We start from the raw sequence: 17,747 nt of genomic DNA, 5'->3' as shown, positions 1-17,747 counted from the left end.
GGTTTTGAAAACAGTAGTTTTTTTGGACGTTTCGGCGTCACTCGTCACTGTTTTGTGGCTTTTGGCGACAATAAAGCCACGAGGCGCCTCATATAGCGATTGTCAGGGCAGTGCAATCACTGTCCCGCACCGTATGGCCCGCCCACCTGTAAGTCGCCGAACACTGCCCATGCCTGGTGACAGGCGTTTACAGCGTGCTATGTCATCCTCGGGAATGCTGTCCTTGAAATTGGGGTAGGCCATTCGTTCGCCCAAGTTCATCAGCACGGTCACGAGGTGGTTGCGTGGAATGAACGCCCGGAAACGATAGTCGCCGCTCGGTGTTTCGATCACCTCGCCGTCCATACCATAATCGCGCAGAAGTTCGGCGTCCTGAGCGCGGCGGAACCGCGGACAGACGCGAGAACCGATGTTCGGCCCCGCTGGTCTTGCCGTCCTCATCCTTTGCAACGGCAAAGAAAAAGCCCGAACCCTCGGGCGTCGAGAATGCTACCCACATATGCAGGTCCTCCTAATTTTTGGGAAAAGGGCGCCTTCGATATCAAATACAATATAGGGTCGTCAACTCGAGGCGGCTTGCGTGCGCGGGCGCATGGCCTGTAGGCACAAACCCAAACCTCTTCGCCTGGCAGCCGCTACATGAAGGTTGGAGACTACTCGTCGTCATCCAGTTTTGCCTCAATCACCTTCTGTTGAGCCAATCTCTCTGGAAGGCGGTCGCTTATGTCTTTGAGCCGCTGTGTTGGATTGACGCTCATGCCGACAGTTCCGCTGTGGGTGTGCGTGATGCTAACGCCATCAGCGCGTCCGAATGCTCGGTCCTGAGCTAGGGCCAGCAAGGCAATTTGTTCTTTGCCCGAAAGTTTTCCTGATACAAATTCACCATTATCATCTCGGCGATTGAAGAGTTCGTCCATCGACAACAGATCGTTCATGCGTTTCACAGCGATCTCGCCGTTCGACTGGATCAACTTTCTTGTCTCGGGGTCCAGCTTGGGTCGCCCGCCGGGATTGCCAGAATGACCGGGCTTGAAGAGAGGTGTTGGCACAGTGGACTCCTCTGTTCTCAGAAAGTGAAGGCATAAAGAACTAAGTGTCTAACATATAATCACAATTCGGCTTGATTTGCGAATACTTGTGCATTTTGCTGCGGGGCTGGTCGGTGGTCATGCCCGAACTAAGGTCACAGCGGATTTTCGGTCAGCGTCTGCTATCGTGCTGAGCGACCACTAAATGCAGAAAGTTCGACTGTCTGCTGCCGAAAGACCGCTTCGCGGCGTTTAGCCGTCATCCGACAAAAACGGTCGGATGACCACGTTGAGCCCAAAGCGGACAAGCACCAAATCTCATAATTTTCTCGTACCGGTGGTAGTTTCAAACGTCGGTCAATTTTACCATAGTAGCAGGCTTGCTTTTTGCGCCTCGAAACCTTTTGGCGTCGGAAAAAGCGAGCGCATCCTAGCAACAAGTTCGATCTCTCCATCCAGCATCTTTCGGACAGTGTTTAACCAGTTATTGAAAGTTTCAGATTCCCAATGATCCTGGACTGCGGCTTCGTTCCGGAACACTTCGTAGAAATAGAAACGATTTGGGTTTGTTTCATCCACCATAATATGAAACTGGAAAACTTCGGGTTCTTCACTGACAACATTTTGCGCTTGGAAGATGCTGGCGTCCAAAAAGGGCTGCCGATACTCAGGTTTTACGTTGATCACGAAGAACCCACCAAACATCGCATCGTCCATATTTGTCTCCCTCATTGACCTGAAAGCGGCGAAGGTCGCAAAACACACCTGTCCTGCTGGATGGTATAAACCTAAAGCACTGCGATACCCATGAACCTAAGCGGATATCCTTTCTTCATCTGCTTCACCCCATCCTAGCGCGCGAGCAAGTTCGTGTGACATTGTGGTAAGTGTATGGCCAATCTTTTCTCGCTCGGAAGGTGTAAACACCCGAAGAGACGCCGTAGCGCCGATTGAAAGCGTTGCACCAACACCTGTCTTGGTCAGCGTTGTAGCGACAGAACTGATTCCGCGCTCGAGCTCTTCAACACATTCGGCATACCCTTTGGCTCGAATGACATCGAGTTCCGCGGCCAGATCCTTGGGGTCTGTAATCGTGCGATCTGTGTACTGCTTAAGCTGCCCATCCAATCGGTCTTGAGACAGCAGTTCAGGCGAAACGGCGGCGATTGCCTTGGCGCAAGAGCACGCGTGCATTGGTCGTTTGCCCATACCTGGATGAAGAAAAGACACGCCCGTCTGCGGTGTCTCCACATGAATAATCTCGACCCAATGGCCCCGTAGCCGAGACAAGAAAAATGCAGCGCCATAGTCATTCGCGGCGCCAGATAGGACAGGAGCAATCACTTGCAAAAGAGCGGGATCAGAGTGATCGCTCAACGTGATACGCTTTAGCCTATTCCCAATCGCGAACTCTCCGCGGGTTGGTGATTCAAGGAGGCCGGACGAAACAAGGTCTTGAACCAGCCTGTAGGCCGTCGGTTTAGGTATATCGGACTGAGCACATATATCCGCTACGGACGCACGTCCTTTTTGACCCACGATTTCCAAAACCAGCGCTAATCGTTCGAGATGCATTCTTCTCACTTTATGATAATTGATTTTTCGATATACGATACAATTTGGGGAATCAAGGGAGGAGCATACGATGGATGGACAATGCTGTGGACCGGGCTTCAAGAGTCCGCAAGAAGCCATCAAAGCCCCCCGAGAAAAGCTACTCTACACGATCGCCATCTACACCGGGACAGGGATCCAGAAACCTGATTACCTTGCTACAGTGGATGTCGACCCTGACAGCCCGACCTATTCTCAGGTAATCCATAGGCTGGAAATGCCGGGGATTGGGGACGAGCTTCACCACATGGGGTGGAACGCCTGTTCGTCCTGTCACGACGACGGCTCGATGTCCCGCAAATACCTGATCCTGCCGGGCGTACGCTCTAACAACCTTCACATCGTTGATACAGCCACTGACCCGCGTGCGCCGCGGTTGCATAAGGTCATCGACGGGGCCGAAATCAAGGCCAAGGCAGATTTATCGGGCCCGCATACGGTGCATTGTTTGGGCTCGGAAATTATCATTTCCTTCCTTGGAAATGCCAAGGGTGAGGCTCCTGGAGGCTATCTGCATCTCGACAAAGAGTTCAACATCGTCGGTCGCTGGGAAACCTCGATGGGCGATATCAAATTCGGCTATGACTTCTGGTACCAACCACGCCACAACGTGATGGTCAGTTCCGAATGGGCTGCGCCCAATACCTTCATGCCGGGCTTCGATCTGGAAGAAGTGGGCCATCTAAAATATGGGCGGGAGCTGCATTTTTGGAATTTCGAAAAGCGCGAACCGGTCGAAAGTTTCTATTTGGGTGAAGACGGGCTGTTGCCACTGGAAGTCAAGTTCCACCATGACCCCGACAGCACGCATGGGTTCTGTGGCGCAGCTCTTTCGACCAATGTGATCCATTGGTGGCAAGACGATGCTAAAAAGTGGCAGTGGGAAAAGATCATCGACGTGGAAAACGAGATGCACCCCGAATGGCCGATCCCGTTGCCGGGGGTAATGTCGGCGATCCTGATCTCGATGGACGACAAATACTTGTACCTGAACAATTGGCTGCATGGAGATATGCGCCAGTATGACATCACCGACCCGCATAATCCCAAGCTAACCGGCCAAGTGTTTATGGGAGGTCTTTTGGGTAGAGCTCCGATAGTTAATGGGGTTGAGGTCGCGGGTGGTCCGCAAATGTTCCAGCTCTCTCTCGACGGACGAAGGCTTTATGTCACGACTTCGCTGTTCTCGACTTGGGATAACCAGTTCTATCCCGAGATCCGCGAAAAGGGCGGGGTTATGGTGATGATCGATTGCGACCCTGAAAACGGTGGCATGAAGATCAACGAGGATTTCATTGTGGACTTTGGCAAAGAACCGAATGGGCCATCGCGCTGTCACGAGAGCCGGTATCCGGGCGGTGATTGCACAAGCGACATCTGGCTATGACTGTGTATACCGTGACGATCGCGAACAGAGATGGCGCGCAATACTGTGTGGATGCGCGGCGTCCACTTCTGGAAACGCTGAGAGAACAGGGCGTCGACTTGCCTTTTGGGTGCAAGTATGGCGGCTGCATTACCTGCGCGGCAAAACTACAGAGTGGTGCGATCGATCAACGCCGACAGGTTGCGCTGAATAATCGGCAAATCGCGAACGGCTATGTGATCCTTTGCGTGGCACGTCCGACATCCGACATCACGCTTGAGATCGGGGTCGAGAGCCATGACAATCTGTACCGCAATCCGTTTCTCGACCCTCTAAAACCCCACGAACTCAAGGCTGACATTGCGACGCCGAAGGAAGGTTAACCGATGCCCGAAGCAGATATCGACCGCATCTACGATTACGACCCCAAATACCTCGCCGACATCCTGCAGTCGGTTAAAACCATTGCAATGGTGGGGGCTAGCGCGGACAAAACGAAATTCAGCTATGGCGTTCTGCGACAGCTGAGTGAAATCGGCTATGATATTCTACCGGTGAATCCTAACCCGAATGTTTCGGAAATTAGAGGGCTCAAGGTCTACCACTCGCTGGAAGAGATCGACAAACGTGTTGATATGGTAGACGTTTTTCGTCCAAAGGAAGAGTTGTATGCCTTTGCCGAGAAGGCTATCGCAATCGGGGCAAAAGTTCTTTGGGGTCAAATCGGTGTGTACGACGACAAAGCTGCGCAACTCGCCGAAGCGGCGGGCCTTAAAGTCGTGATGAACCGATGCCCCAAGATTGAACTCTTCCGCCCTTTTTGGAAGCCGCGCCTGGACCTAAAGATATGATGGAAATTCGATTGGTAGCGGCCTCCTCAGCATCCAATAAGGGTGCCAATTGAGATATTGTGCTTACGGAAGAGAAGACACATAATCCTGCCCGCTTTACGAAATCCGCGTACTCTAAACCCAAGAATGGCCGTTTTATATATAGAACCAACGGCCACCTTGTCCGCGAACCGGATATTCAGGCTACGTCCCAGCGCCGCGCAGCGGCGAACGGCAGCTTTGTGCGCTCTTCGGACCTCCGTCCCTCTTCCAGCCTCACTCATGCAACGAGTATCTCCTTTGACGGGCCGCACCGCGGCGACAGAGGTCAAGGTCAAACGGCCGCTTTTGGTCGTCCTCGAAGGGCAGGGCGCCTTGTGATCACACATGCTGCACGGGCTCACGTGTCTGTTGAGAGCCCAAAGCGATCGCGCTTTCTTGATGGGACCACTTTGCTCTAAATACCGGGCTGACAGTGCTCTCTCTGCAGGCTAGCTTCCAACAAGCGGGGAGAGAAACATGGAAAAGAGGCTTGCGGCTGTGCTGGCGGCTGATGTCGCTGGATACTCGGCGTTGATGGATCAGGATAGTGACGGAACACTCAAAGCGCTTAAGGCTTTCCGTGAGGATCATCTAATGCCCGCTTTGGCTATTCATGAAGGGCGATTGATCAAAAGCATGGGTGACGGCTGGATTGCTGAGTTTCGCTCCGCATCGGCTGCGACAGAATGCGCGATTGCTGTTCAGACGGCTGACCGACCACAGGAGATTCAAGTCCGCATCGGCATACATACAGGGGAAGTAGTTTCGGAAGGCGATGACATATTCGGTGACGGTATCAACATAGCTGCCCGTCTCGAGGCATTAGCGGAACCGGGGCAGATATTGCTTTCAGACGCAGCACACAACAGCCTAGACCGGAAAGCCGCCGCCTCGTTCTCTGGCGGTCGGAAGACTGAGTTGAAGAACATTGCACGCCCAGTTGGCGTGTGGCAGTGGCCTGTCGGTTCGACGGCTACAAGTGCAACTGTCAAATCTGAGAAACCCGGTATTGCCGTGCTGCCGTTTGACAATATGTCAGGCGACCCGGAACAAGAGTTTTTCGCTGATGGAATTACCGAGGACATCATAACAGAGTTGTCTCGTTTTCGTTGGTTGATGGTCGTAGCGCGAAACTCATCTTTTACTTTTAAAGGTAAGAGCACCGACATTCGCGAAGTTGGGCAGGCGCTCGGCGTGAGGTATGTGCTTGAGGGTTCGGTAAGGCGCGCAGGCCAGCGTCTTCGGATAACAGGACAGCTAATTGATGCAGAGAATGGCAGTCATCTTTGGGCCGATCGTTTCGATGGGATGCTGGACGATGTTTTTGACCTTCAAGATCAGGTCACGCAGGAAGTTGTTACGGCGATCGAACCGTCCGTTCGCCATGCCGAGACAGTTCGCGCTCGGGCGAAACCGACAGAAAATCTCGACGCTTATGAACTTTATCTTCGGGCCCAGTCACATTTTCACCTGCTGACGGACGAAGACAACCGTGAGGCCATTCGCCTTACGCGTCTGGCGTTGGAGCGCGATCCTGATTATTCGTCGGCAGCTGGATTACTTGCGTGGTTGCATATCCAAAGAATGGTGCAGGGACTGAAACCGATTGACGAAGGGCCGAAGGCAGCTGTTGCTGCAGCAGAACGTGTATTGTTGAGTGATCGCGCAGATGGAATTGCGTTGGCCTACGCCGCACACTCGATCTCTATGCTTGCACAAGACTTGCCGCGAGCTCGCGCAGTTTTCAAACAAGCATTGGCCGAAAATCCAAACGCTGCGACCGTTCACATGCTCGCTAGCATCAATCTGAGTTTTCTCGACAGACCCGAAGAAGCCCTGGAACACGCGACACACTCAATCAATCTCAGTCCGAAAGATCCGATGCGGCACGCAGCCTATGTTGGGCAGGCCTCCGCATTTTTCCAACTTGGCCGCTATGCTGAAGCCGTTGAGGCCAATCGAAACGCCTTGGCCATTAGGGCGAAATTCGTGATTACGCATCTCATGCTCATCGCATCCTTGGCTCAAAACGGAGACCTAGAGTCAGCGAGGGCTGCGGTATCTGAACTGAAGGAGCTTCGTCCGGATCTAGACATTAAAGAACAAACGAGACTCCCCATTTTCAGAGTTCCCGAATGCTCGGAGCAATGGAGGGATGGATGGCTAAGAGCAGGCCTTCCAATCTGAGAAAACAAAATCAAGCAGGCTATCGGCCACCGGCTCCTGAAACCATCGTCCAGATGGACCCGAGGCCGGTCATGCACTAACAATCAAGTCGGACCAGTCAGATCAGGCCATCCATAGTCAAAGGTCATGATGGCCCGTCCTGTTGGTAGAGGCGGCGCAAAATCATCGGGGTCAGGTACATCGGAATTTGATAGGCCCCGATGAAGGCCATTATCGGGGCCGTGACCTCTATAGGCAGAGCTACAAAAAAGATCGCGATGTTGCGGTTACCAGCAATCAATGACACCGTAGTAGCCCGCGCCGCAGGTAGCCAGCCCTGTGTGAAGCGAAACATGACGATCTGCGCGCCGAAATTGGCCAGACAGGCAAAGGCGATCCAGAATGCGGCCAAAGCCGGGTCCTCCAGCGCCGTTGCGCTGACCGACGGCATCAGACCAATGACAAACACAGCCAGTGTGAGTGTTCCCATCCCCTCAAGATTCAACAGCATGAACTGTGAAGGCTTGCGCAACACCGTGCGTCTTACGAATATGGCTGCGCCAGTTGCGCATATGATCGTGAGCAACAGTCGCAGACCTGCCCAAAAAACAGATTGTATGTCCCCCAACTGCGGCATGAGGAGGAATATGGGTAGGGCGGTCAAAGGTAACAGAGCCGTGCCCACAACCATCAATCGCATCGCATGTTCTGGCGCGTGGCCCATCATCAGGCACATATTTGGACTACCCGAGATGGACGGCGCCGCCGCCATGATCAGCAGGGATAAAAGCACGGGTGTCCCGATCCATCCGCACACGTATCCGAGTGCAAAAATGATCATAGGCGTAACCAGCTGAAATCCGACAACCGTTAGCGCGACTTTGTGTAGGTCACTCAGTGATCCCAGAATGGCCTTGGGGTCCACCCTCAGCACGGTCACGAACAGTAAAAACACCACCAAAGGAGGAAGCAAATCACGCATCGGTTCCGCGAGAGCTGGCAACAGAAGACCTGCCGCCAACCCACAGATCAAAACATAAGGGCCATGGCGCGCCGCCAGGTGGAGCGGGTTCAAAACAGCTCTATCCGCCCGGGCTTTGCCGCAAATTCTCGGGCAACCAAGTTGCAAGGTCGGGGAACCAGATCAGGATAAAGACCATCAGAACCATGATCAGGAACATCGGAATGGCCGCCCGCGCGATATAGCTCATCTCGTGGTTGGTCATGCCCTGCATGACGAACAGGTTGAATCCGATCGGTGGCGTGATCTGCGCCATTTCAACAACGACCACGATGAAGATACCGAACCAGATCAGGTCGATCCCCGCGTCGCGGATCATGGGCTCGACCACGGCCATGGTCAGCACGACCGAAGAAATACCGTCCAGAAAACAGCCCAGAATGATGTAGAAGACTAGCAGCACCATGAGCAGTTCGAACCGGGTCAACTCCCAACCGGCGATCAGATCGGCCAGACCACGCGGCAGGCCGGTAAAGCCCATCGACAACGAAAGGAAGGCCGCACCCGCCAGGATGAGGGCAATCATCGCGCTGGTGCGCGTGGCGCCCATCAGGCTTTCAGTAAAGGTCTTCCAGGTCAGCGATCCCTGACCCGCCGCCAACAACAGTCCGCCGATGACCCCAAAGGCGGCGGCCTCGGTTGCGGTGGCGTATCCCAGATACATTGACCCGATGACGACCATGATCAGCAATATTACGGGCAACAGAAAGCGCGAGTTTCTGATTTTCTCGGAAAAGCTCAATTTGCTTTCGGAATTAGGGCTCCAATCCTTGCCGAGCTTTGAATAGATCGCCACATAGCCCATGAACATCGCCGCCAAAACCAGGCCCGGAAGGATCCCTGCGAAGAAAAGCTTGGTGATGGATTCATTGATTGTCACCCCGTACACGATCAGGGTCAGCGAGGGGGGGATCATCAGCCCAAGTGTGGCGGCCCCGGTCAATGTCCCGATGATCATCCGCTCGGGATAATTGCGCTTGCGCAGTTCAGGAATCGACATCTTGCCAACCGTTGTCAGCGTGGCTGCTGATGAGCCCGAGACGGCTGCAAAAACCGTACATCCAACGATATTAGTGTGTACCAATCCACCGGGCAAAGGGGCCATCCACGGGGACAGGCCCTTGAACATGTCTTCGGATAATCGCGTTCGGTACAGGATTTCGCCCATCCAGATGAACATGGGCAGTGCGGTCAGCGTCCACGACGACGACGCCGACCAAATAGTGGTGATCATAACGTCCCCAACGGGACGGCTTGTGAAAAGCTCCATCCCGACCCAGGCAACACCCATCAGGGCCAACCCGACCCAGACGCCAGTGCCCAGCAAGGTAAAGAGAACAAACAGAAAAAGGATGATGACAGAGAGGTTTTCCATGGGCTTACTCTCCGTGGCTTTGGTCGGCCAGATCGCGGACAATGCGGTGGTCGCCCTTGAAAAGAACGTGGACCAGGTGGTCGGTCAGCGCGATGGCGAGGATGACGGCGCCGATCAACATTGCCGATTGCGGGATCCAAAGGGCGGTTTTGTCCTGTCCCTGGCTGACATCGTTGAATTTCCAGCTCCAGTAGACAAAGCGGTAGGCGTACCAGCAAAAATACCACATGACAGCGGTGCCTATCGCGAAACACCATATCTCCAGAATACGCCGGATACCGTCCGGCACTGCGTTCAGAAGGATTGAAACCCGAATATGGCTGCCCCGGTTCAGCGCATTGGCAAAGGCCAGGAAAGACGCTGCGGCCATGGCGTAGCCTGCATAATCGGGCGCTCCGGGAAACACTTCACCGGTCCAGCGGGCCAGCATCTGAACAACGATCAATAGCAGGATCGCAATGAGGCTGAGAGCCGCAAGTACCCCTGCCGCCAGATATATAAAGTCCAGTACGGACCGAAACCCTCGCAATACCGCCATGCTGTCCCCGCTGTATTTTGATTGGATGCGAAAAGGGCGGCCTGATGAATCGCCGCCCAAATCGAAAGGTCACTGAGATGCGTTGAACGCGTCGACGATGGCTTTACCTTCATCACCGGCAGCTTCCAGCCATTCATTGGTCATGGTCACGCCGATCTCTTTCAGCTCATTCGTCATCTGTTCAGAAGCCGGGCCAACGGTCATACCGCCATCCCGCAAACCCTGCAGGGTGAATCCGGTGTATTCCTTGGCGCGCCAGTTACCTGCGTATTCTGCCAGTTCAGCGCAGGCCTTGATGACATTCTTGTTGGCATCCGACACACCTGACCAGACTTCCGAGTTCACCATCACGTAGTTGCGCGGCAACCAGGCATCAACTTCATAGAAAAAGTTTAAGCTTTCCCAGACCTTGCGGTCATATCCGGTCGATCCCGATGACACCATCGAATCCGCCACACCCGTCGCAAAGGCTTGACTGATTTCCGCCGCTTCGATTGTCACAGGCAACATTCCTGTAAGCTCGGCCAGTCGCGAAGTCGCGTTGTTATAAGAACGGAACTTGATTCCTTTCATGTCGGCGACGGAGTTCACTTCGTTTTTGAAATACAGCCCCTGCGGCGGCCATGGCACAGCATACAGCAATGTCAGGTTCTGTTCGGCCAATACTTTTTCGATAGATGGCTTCGCGGCCTCCCAAAGCTTGGTGCTGTCGTCGAACGAGGTCGCGAGGAAGGGGATCGAGTCAAACCCGAACAACGCATTTTCGTTCTGGTGGCCAGACAAAAGACGCTCACCAATCGGGGCTTGCCCGGTCTGGATCGCACGTTTGATGTCGGCACCTTTGAAAAGCGAGCCGGACGGGTGCGTGACAATCTCGATCTCACCACCTGTACCGGTGGTCACGCATTTTGCAAACTCCGCACCTGTGGCCGAGTGGAAGTTCGAGGCCGAATAGGCCATCGGCATGTCCCATTTTTCGGCCATAGCCGGCGCGGTCGCAGCTACAGTCAGAGCAGTCGCTGCCAGAAGGTTTGTCAGTTTTTTCATCGTTTTCTCCCTATTGAGTTTCTCAACGCCGATGTTTTTCATCGACCTGTTCTTATGTCGTGTAACGTGACGGCGCGTAGACGCTCACATCCGTGTTCGGGGTCCTGCCCGCGATCATCTGCGCCAGAAGATGCCCGGTTTTCGGCCCGCCTGTCAGGCCAATGTGGTGGTGCCCAAAGCCCATGTAGGCCCCTTGGATACCCGGCACGCTGCCGATGATCGGGATAGAGTCAGCCGGGGCGGGCCTGTGCCCCATCCATTCCACTTCCTCCTTCCATGTTATGCCCGGGAAAGCCGCCTGGGCATTTTTGCGCATCAATTCAAACGGGGCGCGTGAGGGCGGTGCATCCAAACCTCCGAACTCTACAATACCTGCTAAGCGTATGCGCCCATCCATAGGCGTGGCAACAAACTTGCCTGATGCCACCATGACCGGGCTGCGGGGCATGGCAGAAGGTTCCACCAATTCAAGATGATAGCCACGTTCGCTTTCAAGAGAAATAGAAACACCCAATCGCTTCGCCAGAGGCCCCGACCAGACTCCAGCCGTTACAATAGCCGTGTCGCATTTTATGGTTTCACCGCCCACGCGCACGCCTGTGACGCTGCCATTTTCGCGCGTGACATTCTCGACATTTGCACGAATGATCCGACCTCCTTGGGCCTCAATGTGGGCAGCCAGGTCTTTCACATATCGTCCAGGATCGGTGATATGGCCATGATCTGACAGCTTGGCCGCAAATCCGATATCCGGACTAAACACAGGGTCGTAGTTGTGGAACGCCTTGCCTTCCAATTCGTCCCACGCAAAGCCATGCTTGCGCCGAATGCTCCAACCAAAGGCATCGCTTTCGAAATGGGCGCGGTTCTGATAAAGGAAAAGATAGTCGCTGGGAACGATCCATTTTTCAGCGACGGTCCCCGCGGCCAACGCTTTGTGATCGTTCAGGCTGTCGCCGACGATGGGCGTCAAGGCCGCAGCGATCCGTTCAACATCCGCAGCATTAGCGTGGCTCAAGTACTGCCTGAGCCAAGGCAGCAATTTTGGCAAGTATCCCCATTTCAAGAACAATGGCTGGGCGGGACTTAGAAGCATCTTGGGCGCTTTGCCGAGCAACCCTGGAACCGTAACTGGAATGATAGAACAGGACGCCAACACGCCGCCATTGCCATGTGACGTTCCTTCGCCCGGTCCGGCCCTGTCGATCAGAGTGACGTCATGACCATCGCGCTGTAGCCAGAGCGCCGCGGACACGCCGACGATTCCGGATCCGATGATGGCTATGGTTTTCTTCTCACTCACGCTGCCACCGTCTTTGACACTGCGTAGTTGTCCAGTTTTCCCAAGTCGGGCTTGCCGCCTAGTCCAGAGCCATCGGGAACGCAGACCTGTCCATTCCTGACCTTGAACGGTTCTTCCAGAATATCTTCTTTAAGGAAATACGATGCCTGATAGAACTCGCAGCCCAGAGTGATTTCCGGTGTCGCGGCAATCATGTGCGTGCCTGCCAGATGGGCCAGACCAGCCTCGAACATATCGCCGCCATAGGCCGTAAGGCCGTGTGCAGCAGCAATGCGTGCAACGGTCTGACCCCGAGTCAGGCTGCCGGATTTCATGATTTTGATGGAAACACCGTCGCAAATCCCATCGCGTGCCGCGCGCTCCATATCTTCTGGGCCAAACACGCTCTCGTCTGCCAGCAACGGCACATCAGTCATTTGCCTCAACTTGGCCATCATGCCGAAGTGATGGGCGCGCACGGGCTGTTCGATAAAATCTGGAGCAAACCTTGCCACGTCGCGCACCTGTGCCGGGGCGTCTTCAATGTTCAGTCCTTGGTTATAGTCCACGCGCACCGAAAACTCCGGGCAGTTCTGAGCCAGGTATTCCAGCCGCATGATGTCAAAGGCGTGATCTTTGAACCCGGTCTTGAGTTTAACAATCCGGACACCATCGTCGTGCAACCGTGCTAACAGGTCGATATCCTGCGCGAAGTCCGGGTTGGCGATGGAGCAACTGAGAGGTATCGCATCACGGCACTTCCCGCCCAACAAAGACCAGACCGGAACGTTGCTGATACGACCCGCAAGATCCAGCAGCGCGGTCTCCAGTGCAGCTTTGGCTTCGGTGCAATGCGCCACAGCATAAGCGGCGCGCGCCATGATCGCGGATCTGTCTCCGACCTTTGCACCCAAAACAACCGGACGCAGATACCGATCCAATGCTGCAAACGTCGCCTCTGGCGTGCCGGTGAACACCGACCACGGTGACGCTTCGCCAAATCCGTGCGCGCCATCTTCGGAGGTCAGTCGCAATATGACAACCTCACAGGCGCCTTCTACAGATCCAATGCCGTGATCTCGCCGGGACGTGACTGGTAGCTTGAGGTGCCATAAGTCATAGCCAGTGATTTTCTGTGACAGATCGCTCATTCCGCCCCCTGTGGATGAGCAGAAGCCTGCCTTGACCGAGCTATCATTTCAAATACAATATATTCGAGAGATCATAAAAAAAGTGATGTGCTAGCCGATGTCGCTACGCTTTCGCCAGCTTCAAGCCTTTCATGCCATCATGGAGACCGGAACCGTGACAGGGGCAGCATCGGTTCTTGGGATCTCGCAGCCAGGGATCAGTAACCTCTTGGCGCAGCTGGAACGTGAGGCGCGTTTGCCCCTGTTCGAACGCAATAAGGGGCGACTGTTGCCCACACCCGAAGCCGAGCTGTTGTACCGCGAAGTCGACACTGTTGTGCGCGGCTTGGATCACGTTGCCCAAGCGGTGACAGATCTGCAGAACAAGCATCCCGGTCAATTACAGGTTGCTGCGCCACACATGTTGTCTTTTGGGTTCATGCCTCGAGAGATCGCGCGGTTTGCCGAGAACCGCCCGAACCTGTCCGTCAGCTTTCAGTCGCAATATTCGTCGAAGATTCAGGAGTGGGTGACGTCTGGCCTGTTTGAGATCGGTATTGTCGAGATGCCAATTCTTCATGACACGCTGAATTATCAGGTGTTTGAATTTGAAACGCTTGCGACCTTTCCCCAAGACAGCCCGTTGGCGGAGTATGACGTTCTGACAGCGGAAGCATTGGAGAATGAGCCTTTTGTCGTTATGGGGCCGGAACATCAGACGCACCGAAAAACCCGAGACATCTTTCAGCGTGCCGGGCGTACATGGCGCACACAGATTCACACACACTTATCTGAAAACCTGCTTAGTTTCGTAAAGCAAGGCATGGGGGTCGCGATGATCGACCCCTTTACCGTTACTTTCGATGAAGAGAGCGGATACCAAACCCGCCCCTTCAAACCGGCGGTCATACTGGAGCTTGCAATCATCACGGCCAAGGGTCGCCCCTTGTCCAGGATCGCTCAGGCATTTCTGGACCAATTGATCCCGTCAATCGCCTCTTACGCAACCCACTCGGATACCGGCGCGGCAGCATCGTGAAGTTGTTGCGAATGGATATCGACCAGCGTGGGACCGTCATGTACGATGGCCTGCTTCAAGACGTTTGAAAGGTCTTCGGGGTCTTTGACCGTCCATGATTTAACGCCAAAGGCTGACGCCACTGCTGCATGATCTGTGCGGTTAAAGTCAACGTTGTAGAATCTTTGACCAAAGCCCGCATCCTGACCCGCTTTGATCCAGCCGAAGACCGAGTTTGAGAAGACAATCGATGTGATGGGCATTTTGTGCCGCACCATCGTTTCAAACTCGCCACATGTGAAGCCGAACGAGCCATCGCCCATAACGGCCAGGGTCTTGACCGAAGGTCGCCCGACATGTGCACCCATCGCTGCACCCAAAGAATAGCCCAGAGCGCCATGCGCTCGGTTGGTGATGAATTGCCGTCCCGATGTCCGCCACCGGTAATGCGCGCTGAAATAAGGGCACGGGGTGCCGGGATCAGCCACAACTATTGCATCGTCATCCAGAATGTCCATCAACGCCGCCATGACCGCTTCGGGCCGGATTGGCAATTCCCGGCTCGCGGCCAAGGGCGCAAATGCTGCCCGTTTGGCATCCCACGCGGCGCGGGCCTTGTCCGCCCCACCTTGTATGTTCAGATCCTGCCGATCCTGCAATGCGCGGGCCAGAGCCTCCAGCGCGAGACGGGCATCTGCGCAGATCGCCACTTCGGTCTGGTAGTTTGCGCCAATCACCATGGGATCGCTGTCGATGTGAATGATTTTGGCATCGCGCCCAGGGCTACTCCACCGTTCGGTTGTAACTGAACCGGCGCGGCATCCGATGAACAGGACAACATCTGCCTGATCGACTACGACGCGTGTCGCGGGGACACCACCGTTCGACCCGACAACGCCCAATGCCAGCGGGTCAGTTTCAGCGATGGCGCCCTGGCCGGATACGGTTGTGGCAACCGGCATGTCCAGTAGACGGGCGACCTGTCGCAGCGCGTCGGTTGCGCCTGAAAGAACAGGGCCGCCGCCACAGACAGCGACAGCGGATTTGGCTCGTGACAAGACTTCCGCCGCCGCTTCGATTGCATCCATGTCCGGGGCGGCGCGCTCGGCAGGATAGCTGCGATGTCGGTCATCTGCCCAGATCTCGGCCTCGTCGACCTGTGCTTTCTGCGTATCGAAGGGCAAAGCCAGATGGGTGGCGCCTGGCGTTCCCGTTGTCATCGCCCGGAAGGCTGCCCGCACCATGGCCGGAAGCCGCGCGGCATCATCCAACGAGGTATTCCACTTGGCCAAAGGTTTGAAAAGGGCGGGTTGATCCAACTCGGTTAACGGGTACTTGCCCCGGCTGGTTGTCGCGACGTCCGAGGTGATCGCCAGTATTGGAACGGAACTTTCATTGGCTTCAACAACGCCCGGCAGGATGTAAGTTGCGCCACCGCCTGAGGGGCCCTCGCAGACACCAGGCTTTCCTGTCACGCGGGCATAGCCATCCGCCATGTAGGCGGCGTGCCGTTCATCCCGGGTCAGTATGTGCTGAATGCCGTGATCCATGCGCGCCAGAGCGTCATAGAACGGCAAGGTGGTATCGCCGCACAGACCAAACATGTGCTTCACGCCGTGAGCCTCGAGCAAACGGACCATTGCCTCTGCCCCGGTCAGATAATTCGTCCCTGTCATGATCAGCGTGTCCTTTGATTAAAATCTGCACGCAGATCTGTATACAGTTTTGTATATTGATTTCAAGCCCAGCATGTGTCACCTGTGGCGAACAAGAGGAAGGACAAGGTTAATGGCGGGTCCACGGGTCGACGACATCTATGAACAGGTCAAGGCGATGGCGGTCTCGTTCCGCCTGCGGCCCGGGGATCGTCTGAACGAAGTTGCCCTGTCCAAGGATCTTGGCGTCAGTCGGACCCCTTTGCGAGAGGCATTGAACCGTCTGGTGGCTGAACGCCTGTTTGATTTCCGTCCCGGGCAAGGTTTCTTCTGCCGCCCCTTGGATGTGCAAAGCGTGTTTGACCTGTTCGAACTGCGCCAGATTATCGAAACTGCTGCTGTTCGTGCGGCCTGCGCTAAAGCGTCGGATGAGGACCTGCATCTGCTGATGGATCAGCTTTTTTCAACGGGCATCGACATCAGAGGCCTCACCGTCGAGGAAGCCGTCAGCCGAGACGAGGCGTTTCACCTTGGGATTGCAAATCTGTCGGGCAACATGGAGCTGTTGCAAACCCTCACGCGGATCAACGAGCGGATCCGCTATATCCGTTGGATTTCAATGAGCTTGGACAGGGTGCACCGCTCAAAAGATGAACACAAGCGGGTTATGCAGGCCTTGTTGGATCGTGATCCCAATGAGGCAGCGCATGTTCTGGGTGCGCACATCGCCAGGCGAATGGATCAGGTGCAGGACGCTGTGCGTCATGGGATTTCCAGCATTTACATGGATGGGTCCGAAGATATCTCGGCTCGCATAATCGAGGAGGTCGAGGGATGATCGCGGGGGGCGGGAAATCCATCTACGGCGCATCCGTCGGTATTCTGATGCTGGATGCCCAATTCCCGAGAATCCCCGGTGATATGGGAAATGCGCTGACCTGGCCATTCCCGGTTCACTACCGCATTGTCCGTGATGCCTCGCCGGATCGGGTGGTTCGGCACCGCGCTGAGGGGATGCTGGAGGTGTTCATCGACGCGGCCCAGGAACTGGTTCGGGATGGTGTTGACGGAATAACGACCAATTGTGGTTTCCTGTCCCTGTTCCAGAAGGAATTGGCCCAAGCCGTCCCTATCCCGGTGGCTACGTCGTCTCTGATGCAGGTCGAGATGGTGAATCGCATTCTGCCTGAGGGCAAGCGCGCCGGGGTATTGACCATTTCAGCCTCCACCCTGACCAAAGACCATCTGCTGTCGGCCAACGTGCCGTTGGATACTCCGATTGGAACAACCGAAGGCGGGCATGAGTTTACCCGCGCGATCCTTGGAAACGAGTTAAGGCTGGATGTTCAGAAAGCGCGTGAAGACAATGTGCAGGCCGCGCGAGCCTTGGTTTCAGATAACCCAGGTTTGGGTGCGATCGTGCTGGAATGCACGAATATGTGCCCCTATGCTTCTGATATTCAGCAGGCCACCGGGTTGCCCGTGTTCTCGATCGTCTCGTTCATAAAATGGTTTCAAGCCGGTCTAGTCCCACCGACTTACTAAGCACAAACTTCGATGAGGTATGAGTTAATTTCAGTTTAACCCGCTGGATAAGCCATCCTGGCTGGTGATGCCGAAGGTCTGCTAGACAGC

The 17,747-nt window shown here is 55.0% G+C and carries 18 protein-coding genes; 7 read left to right on the top strand and 11 right to left on the bottom strand.

The genetic code is table 11. The annotated features are described in order from the left end of the window. Nucleotides 1-102 precede the first annotated feature (102 nt). The 4 genes from ACR0B7_RS02225 to ACR0B7_RS02210 form a co-directional block, all read right to left on the bottom strand. Nucleotides 103-441, bottom strand: a complete 339-nt coding sequence (locus ACR0B7_RS02225) for a hypothetical protein (RefSeq protein ID WP_170576643.1) — start codon at nt 439-441, stop codon at nt 103-105. A gap of 212 nt (nt 442-653) precedes the next feature. Next, nucleotides 654-1,049 (bottom strand): hypothetical protein, encoded by a 396-nt coding sequence (locus tag ACR0B7_RS02220; RefSeq protein WP_170480938.1) that lies wholly within the window; start codon nt 1,047-1,049, stop codon nt 654-656. A 342-nt stretch (nt 1,050-1,391) separates the two neighbouring features. Beyond that, a complete protein-coding gene (locus ACR0B7_RS02215; protein ID WP_010437910.1) occupies nt 1,392-1,745 on the bottom strand; it encodes a putative quinol monooxygenase in 354 nt (117 codons plus the stop codon). A 96-nt stretch (nt 1,746-1,841) separates the two neighbouring features. After that, nucleotides 1,842-2,603 carry an IclR family transcriptional regulator gene (locus ACR0B7_RS02210; RefSeq protein WP_170389915.1) on the bottom strand — a complete coding sequence of 254 codons (762 nt, stop codon included), beginning with the start codon at nt 2,601-2,603 and terminating at the stop codon, nt 1,842-1,844. Between the two features lie 70 nt (nt 2,604-2,673). Here ACR0B7_RS02210 and ACR0B7_RS02205 point away from each other — a divergent pair, with 70 nt between their 5' ends. The 4 genes from ACR0B7_RS02205 to ACR0B7_RS02190 all read left to right on the top strand — a co-directional run bounded on the left by ACR0B7_RS02205 (nt 2,674) and on the right by ACR0B7_RS02190 (nt 7,067). After that, nucleotides 2,674-4,029, top strand: coding sequence for a selenium-binding family protein (locus ACR0B7_RS02205; protein ID WP_170412919.1), 1,356 nt, complete (start codon nt 2,674-2,676; stop codon nt 4,027-4,029). Then, the gene (locus ACR0B7_RS02200) at nt 4,026-4,391 is read left to right on the top strand and encodes a 2Fe-2S iron-sulfur cluster-binding protein (protein WP_170412916.1); all 366 of its coding nucleotides are present in this window, start codon (nt 4,026-4,028) and stop codon (nt 4,389-4,391) included. The genes ACR0B7_RS02205 and ACR0B7_RS02200 overlap by 4 nt, the downstream gene beginning before the upstream one ends. 3 nt (nt 4,392-4,394) lie before the next feature. Next, the gene (locus tag ACR0B7_RS02195) at nt 4,395-4,859 is read left to right on the top strand and encodes a CoA-binding protein (protein WP_170389882.1); all 465 of its coding nucleotides are present in this window, start codon (nt 4,395-4,397) and stop codon (nt 4,857-4,859) included. Between the two features lie 498 nt (nt 4,860-5,357). Beyond that, complete coding sequence (locus ACR0B7_RS02190) at nt 5,358-7,067, top strand: adenylate/guanylate cyclase domain-containing protein (RefSeq protein ID WP_170414926.1); 1,710 nt, start codon at nt 5,358-5,360, stop codon at nt 7,065-7,067. Between the two features lie 124 nt (nt 7,068-7,191). Here ACR0B7_RS02190 and ACR0B7_RS02185 read toward each other — a convergent pair whose 3' ends face one another. From ACR0B7_RS02185 to ACR0B7_RS02160, 6 genes are all read right to left on the bottom strand, one after another. Continuing rightward, nucleotides 7,192-8,028 carry a hypothetical protein gene (locus ACR0B7_RS02185; protein WP_480680825.1) on the bottom strand — a complete coding sequence of 279 codons (837 nt, stop codon included), beginning with the start codon at nt 8,026-8,028 and terminating at the stop codon, nt 7,192-7,194. A 100-nt stretch (nt 8,029-8,128) separates the two neighbouring features. Further along, nucleotides 8,129-9,442, bottom strand: coding sequence for a TRAP transporter large permease subunit (locus ACR0B7_RS02180; protein WP_170389874.1), 1,314 nt, complete (start codon nt 9,440-9,442; stop codon nt 8,129-8,131). Nucleotides 9,443-9,446: 4 nt separating this feature from the next. Continuing rightward, entirely contained in the window at nt 9,447-9,980 is a 534-nt protein-coding gene (locus ACR0B7_RS02175; protein ID WP_170389872.1) for a TRAP transporter small permease, read from the bottom strand. A 69-nt stretch (nt 9,981-10,049) separates the two neighbouring features. Continuing rightward, nucleotides 10,050-11,027: a TRAP transporter substrate-binding protein gene (locus tag ACR0B7_RS02170; protein ID WP_170389871.1), complete on the bottom strand. Its 978-nt coding sequence runs from the start codon at nt 11,025-11,027 to the stop codon at nt 10,050-10,052. A gap of 52 nt (nt 11,028-11,079) precedes the next feature. Next, on the bottom strand, nt 11,080-12,330 hold the full coding sequence (locus ACR0B7_RS02165) for an NAD(P)/FAD-dependent oxidoreductase (protein WP_170576642.1): 1,251 nt from the start codon (nt 12,328-12,330) through the stop codon (nt 11,080-11,082). Then, nucleotides 12,327-13,460, bottom strand: a complete 1,134-nt coding sequence (locus ACR0B7_RS02160) for an enolase C-terminal domain-like protein (RefSeq protein ID WP_170480950.1) — start codon at nt 13,458-13,460, stop codon at nt 12,327-12,329. Before ACR0B7_RS02160 ends, ACR0B7_RS02165 begins: the two co-directional genes overlap by 4 nt. A 97-nt stretch (nt 13,461-13,557) precedes the next feature. Here ACR0B7_RS02160 and ACR0B7_RS02155 point away from each other — a divergent pair, with 97 nt between their 5' ends. Beyond that, nucleotides 13,558-14,478, top strand: a complete 921-nt coding sequence (locus tag ACR0B7_RS02155) for a LysR family transcriptional regulator (protein WP_170480952.1) — start codon at nt 13,558-13,560, stop codon at nt 14,476-14,478. Here ACR0B7_RS02155 and ACR0B7_RS02150 read toward each other — a convergent pair. Next, nucleotides 14,439-16,133, bottom strand: a complete 1,695-nt coding sequence (locus ACR0B7_RS02150; RefSeq protein WP_170480955.1) for a thiamine pyrophosphate-binding protein — start codon at nt 16,131-16,133, stop codon at nt 14,439-14,441. The genes ACR0B7_RS02155 and ACR0B7_RS02150 overlap by 40 nt on opposite strands. A 112-nt stretch (nt 16,134-16,245) precedes the next feature. Between ACR0B7_RS02150 and ACR0B7_RS02145 the strand changes: the two genes are divergently transcribed. Both ACR0B7_RS02145 and ACR0B7_RS02140 read left to right on the top strand, forming a co-directional pair. Further along, nucleotides 16,246-16,950 carry a GntR family transcriptional regulator gene (locus ACR0B7_RS02145; RefSeq protein ID WP_170480959.1) on the top strand — a complete coding sequence of 235 codons (705 nt, stop codon included), beginning with the start codon at nt 16,246-16,248 and terminating at the stop codon, nt 16,948-16,950. Beyond that, the gene (locus tag ACR0B7_RS02140; RefSeq protein WP_170480963.1) at nt 16,947-17,657 is read left to right on the top strand and encodes an aspartate/glutamate racemase family protein; all 711 of its coding nucleotides are present in this window, start codon (nt 16,947-16,949) and stop codon (nt 17,655-17,657) included. Before ACR0B7_RS02145 ends, ACR0B7_RS02140 begins: the two co-directional genes overlap by 4 nt. The last annotated feature ends 90 nt before the right edge of the window (nt 17,658-17,747 follow it).

It is taken from the genome of Ruegeria sp. BB6, assembly GCF_056539385.1.
The sequence above is the reverse complement of the archived record's forward strand: the minus strand, read 5'-3'. Positions and strand labels throughout refer to the sequence as shown.